General features: G+C 70.9%; 7 protein-coding genes. 3 read left to right on the top strand and 4 right to left on the bottom strand.

The genetic code is table 11. From position 1 onward, the window contains the following. Window positions 1-38: 38 nt before the first annotated feature. Window positions 39-1,034, bottom strand: a complete 996-nt coding sequence (locus tag ACFQ79_RS18170; protein ID WP_383584480.1) for an ADP-ribosylglycohydrolase family protein — start codon at window positions 1,032-1,034, stop codon at window positions 39-41. A 254-nt stretch (window positions 1,035-1,288) separates the two neighbouring features. Here ACFQ79_RS18170 and ACFQ79_RS18175 point away from each other — a divergent pair, with 254 nt between their 5' ends. The 3 genes from ACFQ79_RS18175 to ACFQ79_RS18185 all read left to right on the top strand — a co-directional run bounded on the left by ACFQ79_RS18175 (window position 1,289) and on the right by ACFQ79_RS18185 (window position 8,571). Next, on the top strand, window positions 1,289-2,017 hold the full coding sequence (locus tag ACFQ79_RS18175; protein ID WP_383584482.1) for a VIT1/CCC1 transporter family protein: 729 nt from the start codon (window positions 1,289-1,291) through the stop codon (window positions 2,015-2,017). A gap of 541 nt (window positions 2,018-2,558) precedes the next feature. Next, the gene (gltB, locus tag ACFQ79_RS18180) at window positions 2,559-7,118 is read left to right on the top strand and encodes a glutamate synthase large subunit (RefSeq protein WP_383584484.1); all 4,560 of its coding nucleotides are present in this window, start codon (window positions 2,559-2,561) and stop codon (window positions 7,116-7,118) included. Then, window positions 7,111-8,571, top strand: coding sequence for a glutamate synthase subunit beta (locus ACFQ79_RS18185; RefSeq protein ID WP_383584486.1), 1,461 nt, complete (start codon window positions 7,111-7,113; stop codon window positions 8,569-8,571). Before gltB ends, ACFQ79_RS18185 begins: the two co-directional genes overlap by 8 nt. 131 nt (window positions 8,572-8,702) lie before the next feature. On the opposite strand, the gene ACFQ79_RS18190 is transcribed toward ACFQ79_RS18185, so the two are convergent. Genes ACFQ79_RS18190 through ACFQ79_RS18200 form a run of 3 tightly spaced genes read right to left on the bottom strand, consistent with a single transcriptional unit; the run spans window position 8,703 to window position 14,670 of the window. Then, window positions 8,703-9,158 carry a hypothetical protein gene (locus ACFQ79_RS18190; protein WP_383584488.1) on the bottom strand — a complete coding sequence of 152 codons (456 nt, stop codon included), beginning with the start codon at window positions 9,156-9,158 and terminating at the stop codon, window positions 8,703-8,705. Further along, window positions 9,155-9,484 (bottom strand): hypothetical protein, encoded by a 330-nt coding sequence (locus ACFQ79_RS18195; protein WP_383584490.1) that lies wholly within the window; start codon window positions 9,482-9,484, stop codon window positions 9,155-9,157. Before ACFQ79_RS18195 ends, ACFQ79_RS18190 begins: the two co-directional genes overlap by 4 nt. After that, complete coding sequence (locus ACFQ79_RS18200) at window positions 9,481-14,670, bottom strand: caspase family protein (protein WP_383584492.1); 5,190 nt, start codon at window positions 14,668-14,670, stop codon at window positions 9,481-9,483. The genes ACFQ79_RS18195 and ACFQ79_RS18200 overlap by 4 nt, the downstream gene beginning before the upstream one ends. Between the last annotated feature and the right edge of the window lie 66 nt (window positions 14,671-14,736).

Below are 14,736 nucleotides of genomic sequence, written 5' to 3' on the forward strand. Positions count from 1 at the left end.
GGTCGCCGCGGCCGTGGTCGTCGTCGTGTCGTCGCTCATCAGGATTCCCCCTCCGGGGTCAGCAGGTCCGCTACGTCCAGGACGTGGTAGCCGCGCATCGAGGGAAGGCAGCTGCCCGTGACCGGGGTGATGGCCGAGGCCCATTCCTCGGGGATCGACCGCACCCCGCCGGCCGCGCCCGCGAGCGCGCCCGCCACCGCCGCCGTGGTGTCGGCGTCGCGGCCCATGTTGACCGCCGTCAGGACCGCCGTACGGAAGTCGCCCCGCGCCGCCGCGAAGGCGCCGAACGCCAGGCCCACCGCCTCCGGGGCCAGGTCCGTCCACGGGTAGCCGCCGATGACGACCGCCGAGCGGACCTGGCGCTCGCGGGTCAGCGGGTCCGGCTGGACGCGCTGGGCGGCGACCACCGCGCGGCGCAGCGAGCGGGCCGTCCACGAGTCCATCGGGACGGCCGAGAGGGCTGCCGCGATCACCGAGGTCACCCCCGCTCCCGCCATCGCGGCCGCGACGCCCGCCGCGACCGCCTGGCCGCCGTAGATGCCCTCGCCGTCGTGGCTGACGCTGCCGTCGATCGCGACCAGTCGGGCCGCCTCCGCCGGGCGGCCCGCCGCGAACACCCCGAACGGCGCCGCCCGCATGGCGAGACCGTCGCTCCAGGCGTGCCGGTGCTGCGCGGAGATGGGCGCGGCGAGGCCGCGGCGGAGGTTCTCCAGGGTGCCGCGCTCCGAGAAGCCCGCCCCGCGGAACGGGCCTTCGTCGAGATCGGCGATCCAGTGGTGCCAGGCCCGTTCGACGTGGTGGACGGTGAGGGCCGAGCCGTGCCGGGCCAGGAGCAGCGCCGAGAAGATGGCGTACTCGGTGTCGTCCGTGCCCGCCGGGCTGTCCGTCACGAAGCCCTCGATCCGGCCCCAGCGGCGGCGGATCTCGGAGGGGCGCATGTTCTCGGCGGGCGCGCCGAGCGCGTCGCCGACGGCGAGGCCGAGGAGCGCCCCTCTCGCCCGTTCGCGCGTATCGCATGCCGTGGTGGTCACCATGTCCGTGGCCCCTTCCTCGGTGGGGGCGCATCGACGGCGCCCCGATGCCTGGATCTGTGCCACGACGGGCCGCGAACTCGCCGAAGAAACGTCTCTGTCACCCGCCTGACACCTCGCCAGAACCCGGTTCACGCAGCAAGGCACGCCTTAGTAAGTACGGCCTGCCTTGCTGGCGCGCCCCTTACATCGCGCGTATTTTCGAGGGTGTTGGGGGCGGCGGGAGCAACCCGGCCCGCCGGAACGAGGGGAGAGCCATGTCCATCATCGAAGCTCAGGCGCCACTGCACGAGGCCCACCGCGACAACCACACGCACCGTGACGTGAACGGCGGTTGGCTGCGGCCGGCCGTCTTCGGCGCGATGGACGGACTCGTCTCCAACCTCGCCCTGATGACCGGTGTCGCCGGCGGCGCGGTCTCCACCCAGACCGTCGTCATCACCGGTCTCGCCGGACTCGCGGCCGGCGCCTTCTCCATGGCGGCCGGCGAGTACACCTCCGTCGCCTCGCAGCGCGAACTCGTCCAGGCGGAACTGGACGTCGAGCGCCGCCAGTTGCGCAAGCACCCCATCGACGAGATGGAGGAGCTCGCCGCGCTCTACGCCTCCCGGGGCGTCGAGCCCGCGCTGGCCCGCGAGGTCGCGATGCAGCTGTCGAAGGATCCCGAGCAGGCCCTGGAGATCCACGCCCGCGAGGAGCTCGGCATCGATCCGGACGACCTGCCGTCGCCGATGGTCGCCGCGGTCTCGTCCTTCGGCTCCTTCGCGATCGGCGCGCTCCTCCCCGTCCTGCCGTTCCTGCTCGGGGCGACCGCGCTCTGGCCGGCCGTGCTGCTCGCGCTCGTCGGGCTCTTCGCCTGCGGCGCGCTCGTGGCCCGGGTGACCGCGCGCGGCTGGCTCTTCAGCGGCATGCGCCAGCTCGTCCTCGGCGGCGCCGCCGCGGCCGTCACGTACGGGCTCGGCATGCTCCTCGGAGCCGCGCTGTAGCCCGTCCCGTACGGATGTGAGGCCGGGTGCGGATTCCGTACCCCCGCAGAAGACCGAGAGGCTCCCGAAAGGGGCCTCTCGGTCTTTTCGGTGCACCTTTTCGGGGCGTAAGCCTCTTATCGGCTGTGACGTATATCCCTGGCCCGATCCGCCGCAGCGATGAGACACTATGCACGACGCCACATATGTAGCCGGTTACTCGGCGGTTTCGAACCCGTGACCAACGGGAATGAGGCCTGAGCGTCGCTGGGCAACGAAGCCCACACAGTGACGGGTCGCCGACGACCCGGAGATCCTCCGGATCACCTCGATCCGTCCCCGCGGGGCAGGCCTCTGACCTCGCAAACCACAGGTGAACCCACACCACCGCTCCGTATCGGTGGTGTCCGCATGTTGGAATGCGCTATCCACTTAGCGAGAAACCAGCCATCATGTAACCTGCACGAAATTTCGCGGAGGGCCAACGTCGTCCCTCGGCAGCAGAGCTCCCCCAGACGTGGTCTGGGAGGTGCCCCCAGCCACGACGACGACGGGAGAGCCGATGCGTTCCGACGCCTGGTCGCCCATGGACGGTCGCCCTGCTCCGCAGGGGATGTACGACCCCCGTAACGAACACGACGCCTGCGGTGTCGGGTTCGTGGCCACCCTCACCGGTGTAGCCAGCCACGCGCTGGTCGAGCAGGCGCTGACCGTACTGCGCAACCTCGAGCACCGCGGCGCCACCGGCTCCGAGCCCGACTCCGGTGACGGCGCCGGCATCCTGCTCCAGGTCCCGGACGCCTTCCTCCGCGAGGTCGCCGGATTCGAGCTCCCCGAGGCCGGCGCGTACGCCGTCGGCATCGCCTTCCTCCCCGAGGACGGCACCGACGAGACCGTCGCGAAGATCGAGACGATCGCCGCCGAAGAGGGCCTGAACGTCCTCGGCTGGCGCGAGGTCCCCGTCGCCCCCGAGCTGCTCGGCGCCTCCGCCCGCTCCACCATGCCGGTCTTCCGCCAGCTCTTCGTCGCCGACGGCGAGACCTCCGGCATCGCGCTCGACCGCAAGGCCTTCGTCCTGCGCAAGCGCGCCGAGCGCGAGGCCGCGACGTACTTCCCGTCGCTCTCCGCCCGCACCATCGTCTACAAGGGCATGCTGACCACCGGCCAGCTCGAGCCCTTCTTCCCGGACCTGTCGGACCGCCGCTGCGCCACCGCCGTGGCCCTCGTCCACTCCCGGTTCTCCACCAACACCTTCCCGAGCTGGCCGCTGGCCCACCCGTACCGCTTCGTCGCCCACAACGGTGAGATCAACACCGTCAAGGGCAACCGGAACTGGATGACCGCCCGCGAGGCCCAGCTCGACTCCACCGTCTTCGGCGAGGGCTCGCTCGACCGGATCTTCCCGATCTGCACCCCGGACGCCTCCGACTCGGCCTCCTTCGACGAGGTCCTCGAGCTGCTCCACCTCGGCGGCCGCTCCCTGCCCCACGCGGTCCTGATGATGGTCCCCGAGGCGTGGGAGAACCACGAGACGATGGACCCGGCCCGCCGCGCCTTCTACCAGTACCACTCCACGATGATGGAGCCCTGGGACGGCCCGGCCTGTGTCACCTTCACCGACGGCGTCCAGGTCGGCGCGGTCCTCGACCGCAACGGACTGCGCCCCGGCCGCTACTGGGTCACCGACGAGGGCCTCGTCGTCCTCTCCTCCGAGGTCGGCGTCCTCGACATCGACCCCGCCAAGGTCGTCCGCAAGGGCCGCCTCCAGCCCGGCAAGATGTTCCTCGTCGACACCGCCGAGCACCGCATCGTCGAGGACGACGAGATCAAGGCCGCCCTCGCCGCCGAGCACCCCTACGAGGAGTGGCTGGAGACCGGCGAGATCGAGCTCTCCGACCTCCCCGAGCGCGAGCACATCGTCCACACCCACGCCTCGGTCACCCGCCGCCAGCAGACCTTCGGCTACACCGAGGAAGAGCTCCGCGTCATCCTCGCGCCGATGGCCCGCACCGCCGGCGAGCCCCTCGGCTCCATGGGCACGGACTCGCCGATCGCGGCCCTCTCCGCCCGCCCGCGGCTGCTCTTCGACTACTTCACCCAGCTGTTCGCGCAGGTCACCAACCCGCCGCTCGACGCCATCCGCGAAGAGCTCGTGACCTCCCTGCGCTCCTCGCTCGGCCCCGGCAGCAACCTGCTCGAGCCCACCTCCTCGACGTGTCGCAGCGTCACCCTGCCGTTCCCGGTGATCGACAACGACGAGCTGGCCAAGCTCATCCACATCAACGCCGACGGCGACATGCCCGGCATGAAGGCCGCGACGCTCTCCGGCCTCTACCGGGTCTCCGGCGGCGGCGAGGCCCTCGCCGCCCGCCTCGACGCCATCTGCGCCGAGGCCGACACCGCCATCGAGGGCGGCGCCCGCCTCATCGTGCTCTCCGACCGGCACTCCGACGCCGAGCACGCGCCGATCCCCTCGCTGCTGCTCACCGCGGCCGTCCACCACCACCTCATCCGCACCAAGCAGCGCACCAAGGTGGGTCTGCTCGTCGAGGCCGGTGACGTCCGCGAGGTCCACCACGTCGCCCTGCTCATCGGCTACGGCGCCGCCGCGGTCAACCCGTACCTCGCCATGGAGTCCGTCGAGGACCTGGTCCGCGCCGGCACCTTCATCGAGGGCCTCGAGCCCGAGCAGGCCATCCGGAACCTGATCTACGCGCTCGGCAAGGGCGTCCTCAAGGTCATGTCCAAGATGGGCATCTCCACCGTCGCCTCCTACCGCGGCGCCCAGGTCTTCGAGGCCGTCGGCCTCGACGAGACCTTCGTCGCCACGTACTTCAACGGCACCGCCACCAAGATCGGCGGCGCCGGTCTCGACGTCGTCGCCAAGGAGGTCGCCGCCCGCCACGCCAAGGCGTACCCCGTCTCCGGCGTCCCCTCGGCGCACCGCCTCCTGGACATCGGCGGCGAGTACCAGTGGCGCCGCGAGGGCGAGCCGCACCTGTTCGACCCGGAGACCGTCTTCCGCCTGCAGCACGCCACGCGCAACAAGCGGTACGACATCTTCAAGCAGTACACGGACCGGGTGAACGAGCAGTCCGAGCGCCTCATGACGCTCCGCGGCCTCTTCGGCTTCACCTCCGGCCGCCCCGCGATCTCCGTCGACGAGGTCGAGCCGGTCGCCGAGATCGTCAAGCGCTTCTCCACCGGCGCCATGTCGTACGGCTCCATCTCCCGCGAGGCGCACGAGACCCTCGCCGTCGCCATGAACCAGCTGGGCGCCAAGTCCAACACCGGTGAGGGCGGCGAGGACCCGGACCGCCTCTACGACCCGGCCCGCCGCTCCGCGATCAAGCAGGTCGCCTCCGGCCGCTTCGGCGTCACCAGCGAGTACCTGGTCAACGCCGACGACATCCAGATCAAGATGGCCCAGGGCGCCAAGCCCGGCGAGGGCGGCCAGCTGCCCGGCCACAAGGTCTACCCGTGGGTCGCCAAGACGCGTCACTCGACCCCCGGCGTCGGCCTCATCTCGCCGCCGCCGCACCACGACATCTACTCCATCGAGGACCTGGCCCAGCTGATCCACGACCTCAAGAACGCCAACCCGGTCGCCCGCATCCACGTGAAGCTGGTCTCCGAGGTCGGCGTCGGCACGGTCGCCGCCGGTGTCTCCAAGGCCCACGCGGACGTCGTCCTCATCTCCGGCCACGACGGCGGTACGGGCGCCTCGCCGCTCACCTCCCTCAAGCACGCGGGCGGCCCCTGGGAACTCGGCCTCGCCGAGACCCAGCAGACGCTGCTGCTCAACGGCCTGCGCGACCGGATCGTCGTCCAGACCGACGGCCAGCTCAAGACCGGCCGCGACGTCGTCATCGCCGCACTGCTGGGCGCCGAGGAGTTCGGTTTCGCGACCGCGCCGCTCGTCGTCTCCGGCTGCGTCATGATGCGCGTCTGCCACCTGGACACCTGCCCCGTCGGCATCGCCACCCAGAACCCGGTCCTGCGCGACCGCTTCTCCGGCAAGCCCGAGTTCGTCGTCAACTTCTTCGAGTTCATCGCCGAGGAGGTCCGCGAGATCCTCGCCGAGCTGGGCTTCCGCACCCTCGAAGAGGCCGTCGGCCACGCCGAACTCCTCGACACCAGCCGCGCCGTCACCCACTGGAAGGCGCAGGGTCTCGACCTGGAGCCGCTCTTCTACGTGCCGGAGCTGCCCGAGGGCGCGGTCCGCCACGCCCTGATCGAGCAGGACCACGGTCTGGAGAAGGCCCTCGACAACGAGCTGATCCAGCTCGCCGCCGAGGCCCTGAACGCCGCCTCCGCCGAGGAGGCCCAGCCGGTCCGCGCCCAGGTCGCCATCCGCAACATCAACCGCACGGTCGGCACCATGCTCGGCCACCAGGTGACGAAGCGCTTCGGTGGCGCCGGCCTCCCCGCCGACACCATCGACATCACCTTCACCGGCTCCGCGGGCCAGTCGTTCGGCGCCTTCCTGCCGAGCGGTGTCACCCTGCGCCTGGAGGGCGACGCCAACGACTACGTCGGCAAGGGCCTCTCCGGCGGCCGCGTGATCGTCCGCCCCGACCGGGGCGCCGACCACCTCGCCGAGTACTCCACGATCGCGGGCAACACGATCGGCTACGGCGCGACCGGCGGCGAACTGTTCCTCCGCGGCCGCACCGGCGAGCGCTTCTGCGTCCGCAACTCCGGCGCCCTGGTCGTCTCGGAGGGCGTGGGCGACCACGGCTGCGAGTACATGACCGGTGGTACGGCGGTCGTCCTCGGCGAGACCGGACGCAACTTCGCGGCCGGCATGTCGGGCGGTGTCGCCTACGTCGTCGACCTCGACCGGGACAACGTCAACTCCGGCAACCTGGGCGCGATCGAGGCCCCGTCGGACACCGACAAGGCATGGCTCCACGATGTCGTGCGCCGCCACCACGAGGAGACCGGCTCCACGGTCGCCGAGAAGCTCCTTGCCGACTGGGACGCGAACGCGGACCGGTTCAGCAAGATCATCCCCACCACGTACAAGGCAGTGCTCGCCGCCAAGGACGCCGCTGAGCTCGCCGGTCTCTCCGAGGCCGAGACCACCGAGAAGATGATGGAGGCGGCGACCCATGGCTGACCCCAAGGGCTTCCTGACCAGCGGTCGCGAGGTCGCCGAGACCCGCCCCGTGGGCGAGCGCGTCAGGGACTGGAACGAGGTCTACGTCCCCGGCTCCCTGCTGCCGATCATCAGCAAGCAGGCCGGCCGCTGCATGGACTGCGGCATCCCGTTCTGCCACAACGGCTGCCCGCTCGGGAACCTGATCCCCGAGTGGAACGACTACGCCTACCGCGAGGACTGGTCGGCGGCGCAGGAGCGCCTGCACGCCACCAACAACTTCCCGGAGTTCACCGGCCGCCTCTGCCCGGCGCCCTGCGAGTCCGCGTGCGTGCTCGGCATCAACCAGCCGGCCGTCACCATCAAGAACGTCGAAGTCTCCATCATCGACAAGGCCTGGGACGCGAACGACGTCAAGCCGCAGGTGCCCGAGCGCCTGTCCGGCAAGACCGCCGCCGTCATCGGCTCGGGCCCGGCGGGTCTCGCCGCCGCCCAGCAGCTGACCCGGGCCGGCCACACCGTGGTCGTGTACGAGCGCGCCGACCGCATCGGCGGCCTGCTGCGCTACGGCATCCCCGAGTTCAAGATGGAGAAGCGGCACATCAACCGCCGCATCGAGCAGATGCGCGCGGAGGGCACCAAGTTCCGCACCGGCATCGAGATCGGCCGCGACCTGACGTCGACGGACCTGCGCAAGCGGTTCGACGCCGTGGTCATCGCCGCCGGCGCCACCACCGCCCGCGACCTGCCCGTCCCGGGCCGGGAGCTGAACGGCATCCACCAGGCGATGGAGTACCTGCCGCTGGCGAACAAGGTCGTCGAGGGTGACTTCGTCGCCCCGCCGATCACCGCCGAGGGCAAGCACGTCGTCGTCATCGGCGGCGGCGACACCGGCGCCGACTGCGTCGGCACGGCACACCGCCAGGGCGCGGCCTCGGTCACGCAGCTGGAGATCATGCCCCGACCGGGCGAGGAGCGGAACCCGGGCCAGCCCTGGCCGACCTTCCCCATGCTGTACAAGGTCACCTCCGCGCACGAGGAGGGCGGCGAGCGGGTCTACTCCGTCTCCACCACCCACTTCGAGGGCGACGAGGAGGGCAACGTCCAGTTCCTCCACCTGGTCGAGGTCGAGTTCGTCGAGGGCAGGCTGACCCAGAAGCCGGGCACGGAGCGCAGGATCCCCGCCCAGCTGGTCACGCTCGCGATGGGCTTCACCGGCACGGACGTGGAGAACGGCCTGGTCGCCCAGTTTGGTCTGGACCTCGACGAGCGGGGTAACATCGCCCGAGACGCGGACTTCGCCACCAACGTCGATGGCGTGTACGTCGCCGGCGACGCCGGCCGCGGTCAGTCGCTCATCGTCTGGGCCATCGCCGAGGGCCGCTCGGCCGCCCGAGGCGTGGACCGCTACCTGACCGGAGCCAGCTCCCTGCCGGCCCCGATCCGCCCGACGGACCGTTCGCTGACGGTCTGATCCGCCCGGATCACCCCGAGAACGTCCCGTACAACGACGTACGGAACTGAGCGCGGCGCCCCCCGAATGTCCCCGACCGGACGACTGGGTGGGCGCCGATGCGCGTCCTGACGCGTGCGGGGCCGGTCGGGTCAGCTGACCGGACCCGGGAGGATCCAGGTGATCAGGGAGGCGGCCGACACGGCGAGGACGCCGACGAGGCCCATCCAGCGGGCCCGGCCGGTGGTCCGCCGGACGGCGGCGGCCCGCTTCTTCTCGTAGTTCAGCAGGTACTCCGCGTCGGTGAGCACCTCCTCGTCCGGCCGCTCGTGAACGGCCGAGACCATCATCCAGGAGGCCGCGAGGAGGAGCAGGAACGCCCCGGCGAGCAGGCCGATCACCCACCACCTCGGGCCCGTGGTCATCCTGCTCAGGTTCTCCTGCCCCTTGAGCACGAAGATCACGGTGAGCAGTCCGGTGAGCGTGGTGAGGAAGTTCCGGTACCCCTCCGCCTGCTGGAGCGCGGCCCGCAGCCGCTCGGGCGGGCTCGCCATCGCCCGCCCCCGCAGGGAGGCGTCCCACAGCTCGTCGTCGGTGAAGCCGCTCACAGGGCGACTCCCCCCGGCGGCAGCGCGATCCAGAACGAGGCTCCGCAGCCGTCCGGGACGCCGTCGGGCCGGTTCAGGTGCCAGGTCGTGCACTCGCACCTGGCGGGCCTCGGCTCACCCGTGGCCAGAAGGTCCCGCAGGGGCTTCGAGGGGCCCTTGGTGACGTACTGGACGGCGGCGATGACGTTCTTCGTCACGCACCGGCACTGAGGACACTCACCGGTGGCCTCCACGCCGCCGCCGTCGCTCCGCGCCTGCCAGAGGAAGGTGGTGAGGGGCTGGGTGAGGGGGAAGGGCTTGCGCTGGTACGGAGTGGTGGCGCTCATGTCTGTGGTCCTCCGGGGGCGGGAACGACGAGCGAGAAGAGCCGGGCATAGCGGCGGAGGCCGTCACGGACGTCGTCCTCGGACTGCTCGGTCTCCTCGGCACAGAGAACGACGTGCTCGTCGGCGACGGTTCCCGCCACGGCGGGTGCCCGGCCGGTCAACCGCTCGGTGAGGACGATGACATCACGCCAGCCGGGGACGATGTCCCTTTCCCCACCCACGGGTTCGGGAGTGGTGACCCGGAGACCGAGGCTCGCGAAGGGGGCGTAGCGGTCGTACGTCTTCCCCAGCGTCCAGCCGAACCGGCCTGCCACGAGGACGAGTTCGAGGGGGCCGAGGACGCCTGGGCCGAGGAGACCCGGATCGAACGCGGCGAGGTCGAAGTCGGTGGGCAGGAAGTTCTCCAGCTCCTCTGCCCCGGGGCCCGTGAAGGGGCCGGGGAGGGCGGGGCCGCCGACGGAGTGGAAGGCGAGGGAGTTGCGGACGGTGGTGCCCAGGCTCTGATTGGCGCGCCTGGCCTGGTGGAGAAGTTGTTGGCGGGAGAGGTGGGAGCGGAAGGCCATCCGCTTGTCGGCCGCCTCTTCGATGAAGAGCGTGGCGACCGTCAGATGCGGGGTGAGGACCCGGACGGACTCGGGCAGGTCGACGATCTTCAGGGGGAAGGGCAGGGTGAGCGCTCTCAGCCGATCGACCTGGGCACCGATGGTGCCCTTCTCCCTGGCGGCGAAGTAGGCCAGGGGTTCCAGACCCAGGCCCTGCGCGTCGACGTCCCAGCGGCCGGCGCTGTAGGGCGAGAAGGGGTACACCGTGTGGAGGAGACGGTCCAGGTAGGGGTCCAACGTGGTGATCTGCTCGAGGCTCGCTTCGACGAGGGACACGCAGCCGGGGGCCAGCACGCCGCACGCGTCCAGATGCAGCAAGTCCTGGAGCAGCGCGTCGAAGCCGACACTGGTGTCCACGTAGCGCAGCGCGGCGGTGACGCGCCAGGGGCCGAAGGGGGCCTGATCCGAGGTCTCCGACTTGAAGGGCAGGAGTTCCCCGACCCAGTGAGGAACGGTCCAGTCGGCGGCGCTGGGCGGTACATGGGGTGCCGAGAGGCTCGTGGCCGCGGTGAGGCCGTTGATCTGCTCCACTACTCGGCCGACGGGAACCCTCATGCCCATGGACCGTCTGAACACGTCGAACAGAGTGAGGTCACGCCTGACCCAGGGGTACTCGCCGTCCACGTCGTACGAGAGGAGACGGCGCTCGTCACCGGTCAGCGGCGGATGGCCGAGAGTGACGTCGGAGACTCCCGGCGCCAGGTGGAACCCCAGCGGTTCCAGCTCCTTGATCCGCTCGACGAGTTGCTCGCGCTGCTCGACGGAGGGGGCGCGCACCAGAAGGTCCAGGGGATGGACGGATCCCCCTTGCCAGGCATGGGGGCTTCTTTCCGTGAGCGTGGCGGTGGTGGTGGCCAGCGCGCTCGCCTCCGTTTCGAGAACGAGGCCCCCGGTGAGCCGAGGGATGTCCTCCCAGCCGGGAACGGGCGTGCTGACCACGAGCTCTCGTGCCGCGGCGATGGTCTCGGTCAGGGTGATGTCGTGTACCGCCGCCACGAGGAGGAACGGGGCGAACAGTGCCGGGGCATGGTGCTCCTCGGTCCGCCGGGGACGCCGCGCGTACCGGTCGGCGAAGTAGAGGTCGGCCATGACCGGCGTCGGAACGAAGTCGTCGAGCGCCCGGATGTCCGCGGCCTCGGGCACCTGGACACCGGCGATGGCGTAGCGACGCAGCGCCCGCACGGCCGCCGAGAGGGGCTGTCCGACGAGTGCCGCCGCCCGCAGGGGCGCGGCCCACGAGCCGTCGGGCACGACGCGGTCGAACAGCAGCGCGTCGATACCCTGGGGCAGGGGGTAACCGCTGGGTGTGAAGGGCTTGTGCGACTCGCTGAAGACGTTCAGTGCGGAGCTTCGCCACTGGTCGAACAGGGCACCTTCGTGAAGGCGCTCGTCACCGAAGGTCCGCTCGTAGTAGTTCAGTCGGATGGACCTTCGGTCGAAAGGCAGGCATCCCACCTCGCGCAGGCGGAAGGTGGACGTGGCCAGGCTCCGCTCCTCCTGTGTCGCGTGCAGGACACCCGTGGCGTCTTCGTCGAGCGAGTCGAAGACCATCACCGCCAGGGGCGGTTCGCTGAGGGCGAGTTCCCACAGCCAGCGCAACCGCACCTCCTCGAAGCTGTCGACGGCCTCGGTCACTCCGTCGAGCAGACGCTTCTCCACCCCCTTCTGGTCCCAGTCGACCAGCCCGTTGCGGTCCACCGTCGGGACCGGCTGGTCGCGTTCGCGCAGGTTGAAGACATAGCCGTCGACCTCCGGGGCGTTCCTGACGACGACGCCGTCCAGGAGGAGCTGACCCTTGCCCTGGACGAGCCAGGCGTCCGTCCCCGCTCTCGCCGGGGCGGCCGGCCAGTCCTCCGAGGCCTTGAGCTCCCCGGGGGGCCACTCCTCGGAGCGGATCTTGTTGCCCTCGCGGTCCAGTTCGAGCGCCGTCACACGGTGGTCACTCACCCAGAGCAGCTTGCGCAGGGTCTCCACCAGGGACGGCGGCGTCTCGCCGTCCGCGCTCAGGTAGAGGCGGACCACCGTGCCGCCGCGTTCCGGGGCGGCGGTGGCCTCCACGATCTCCAGGAGGCCGGAGCCGGACTGGATGGTGGCCTGGAGCGGGGCCTCCGTGCGGGACGGGTTGCCGTGGAGGTCGACGGTGGAGGTGGTGACCACCACCTCCTCCGCCAGCATGAAGTAGCTGAACACGCCGATGCCGAAACGGCTGTTGAAGGGGACCGGCTCGATGCCGGCGCGCCGCCAGTTCCGGCGCTCCTGGACGAAGTCCGGGTCCTGCTCGTACCGCTTTCCCGCACGGGCGAACATCGAGGTGAGCTTCCTGCGGCTCATCCCCGTTCCCGTGTCGTGGCACTCGATGTAAGGACGGTCCTCGTCGTCGTACCCCTGGACGAAGGAGATCTCCGGCTCCTGGCCCCTTGCCCGGCACCTGTTCAGCCGCTCCCCGTACGCGGTCCTGAGCTGCCGGTAGCGGCAGGCGTCCAGGGCGTTCTGGTACAGCTCGCGGACGGCGAGCATCTTGTCGCCGTACAGCTGGGTGCCCATGAGCAGCGGGCGGATCTCGTCCTCGGCGAGCCGGAAGCGTTCCAGTGGTTTGGTGTACTGCTGTTCCAGCGGCTCCAGGAACTCGGTGGTCACCTTCCTCGGGACTCCGCGCAGCAGGTCCGGAGCGGTGGTGCGGGCCTCCTTCCAGCTCCGGTGGAGCGCACGAACCGAGGCGTCCGCCGTCGCCGCCAGCTCCTCCACGGCCGCGTGCAGCGCGGGATGCGGGCAGAGGAAGTCGACCGCGAGGTCGTACCCGTCGCCCCCGTCCGGCGGCATGTGCTCGTCGTGGGACTCGAGGCGGTACTCGGAGAGGGCCGCGGTGACGTCCGAGGGCACGAGGCGGCGGTGCGCTCCCAGGTGGTCGACCAGCACGCTGGACATGCGCCGGGGGTCGGCGGCCAACAGGGAGGCCAGCCAGACGAGGTACGCGAGGTCGCGGGCACGCCACGTGTTGCCGGGTACGGCGGGATGCTCGTTCCAGCGGAGTTCGCCGCTGTCGTTGATCCGAGGGCTGCTGCCGGGCGCGACCGTGACGTGCGCAAGCACCTGGCGGAGCTGGCGCTCGATCAGGGCGCGTTTCTGCGGGGAGGGTTCGCTGGGAGAACCGCCGCTGACCGCCGCCGTCACCATGTCCAGCAGGTGGTCGACCGCCGGGTAGTCGCCCGTACGGTCCCACAGCCGATCCCAGTCGGCGATGAACCGGTGTCGCAGCCAGTGGTCGGCCGCCGCGGCCGGCTCGTGGAGATGACGCTGACGCAGCGTCTCGGCAGCCAGGCTGACCTGCGAGTGGGCACGGGACACGTCGCGCGCCGCGTCGCACACCAGGCGGTCGTGCGGGGTGAGGGCCTCGCGCCCCCGACCGTCCTCGCGCCGGTCGATCCTGTCCGGCCGTAACGCCGCCAGCTCGCTCAGAGCGATGGCCACGACGCCCTCGTGCAGGAGCGGAGCCGCGAGCAGCGCCGCGGTCTCGGCGGGGGTGAGTCGCTCGCCGCCGGTGAGGCGGGCGGCCTCGACGAGGCGGCCGAGGCGGTCCACCACCCGGAGCGGGTAGTCGGGATCGCTCCACGGGGTGACGAGCGCGGAGTCCGTGACGAGGCGACTCTTCGCGACCTCGCGCGCGAGCTCGGACAGCCTTTCCTTGACCCGGTCGTGGACGGCCGCCTCGTGCGAGGTGTGCTGCCAGAGTGCGGAAGCGCTGATCGCATCGGCCCAGCGCTGGGTCACCCGTGAGCCGCGGCAGAGAACCAGCCGGTCCGCGAGGCCCTCCGCGCACTGGAACTCGACCGTCGGCGCGGTTTCCATGAGGAGTGAGGCGAGCCGGTCGACCCGGTTCCGGACGAAGTCGTGGACGTCCTTGAAGGTCTTCGGGGGGCTGTTCCGCGACAGGGCCTCGGAGAGGGCGATGCCGAAGTAGCTGCCCTTCTCGGGGTCCGCGTAGGCCGGCTGGCCGCGGCCGCTCGCGTGCAGCCAGGCCACGTCGCGGTAGGCGGAGTTCACGAGAGGCGTCTCGTGCGGGTCCGTGGGCGCGTACGGATCCTCGACGCGGCACGTGTCGAGGCAGACGACGACCGTGACACCCGTAGGGAGGTCGCCGAGGAGGACCTCGGGGCTGACTTCGAGCATCGCCCGGCCGAACAGCGAGCCGTCGGCGCGGGGCCGGGCGTCGGCGGTGAGCAGGTACTCGCGCTCGCCGACGGTCACGCCGTGGCAGGAGAAGTAGAGGAACGCGGTGTCCCCGGCCCCGCAGGAGAGCAGGAACTCCTCCAGGGCGGTCTCGATCGAGCCGGACGTCGTGTCCTGTCGCTCGGGGTCGGTGTGGCCGGGGTGCAGGGCGTCGACGTGGTAGCCGGACTCGGCGAGGGCGGAGCCCACCATCTCGATGTCGCGGTCGACGAAGTCGAGCGGGGGGTAGCGCAGGGAGAGCGCCTCGTCCCGTTCGAGGAACGGGGTCCTCCCCACGCCGATGAGCAGTGCCCGCCGCTTCCCGGTGACGCCCGGCTCTCCGGCCGTGTCCGCCGGCGCGTACGTCGTCGAGCTCACCCGTGCCCCCAACTCCCTTGTGCGGCCCCCTGGACGTCCATGATTTCAGAACGTCACAGCGCGTGG

It is taken from the genome of Streptomyces sp. NPDC056480, from assembly GCF_042795405.1.
Taxonomy (GTDB): domain Bacteria; phylum Actinomycetota; class Actinomycetes; order Streptomycetales; family Streptomycetaceae; genus Streptomyces.

What these genes read in the sequence shown, in the direction of transcription:
- ACFQ79_RS18175 (WP_383584482.1), top strand. Translation starts at nt 1,289, where the DNA reads ATGTCCATCATCGAAGCTCAGGCGCCACTGCACGAGGCCCACCGCGAC.
- ACFQ79_RS18185 (WP_383584486.1), top strand. Translation starts at nt 7,111, where the DNA reads ATGGCTGACCCCAAGGGCTTCCTGACCAGCGGTCGCGAGGTCGCCGAG.
- gltB (WP_383584484.1), top strand. Translation starts at nt 2,559, where the DNA reads ATGCGTTCCGACGCCTGGTCGCCCATGGACGGTCGCCCTGCTCCGCAG.
- ACFQ79_RS18170 (WP_383584480.1), bottom strand. Translation starts at nt 1,034, where the DNA reads ATGGTGACCACCACGGCATGCGATACGCGCGAACGGGCGAGAGGGGCG.
- ACFQ79_RS18195 (WP_383584490.1), bottom strand. Translation starts at nt 9,484, where the DNA reads ATGAGCGCCACCACTCCGTACCAGCGCAAGCCCTTCCCCCTCACCCAG.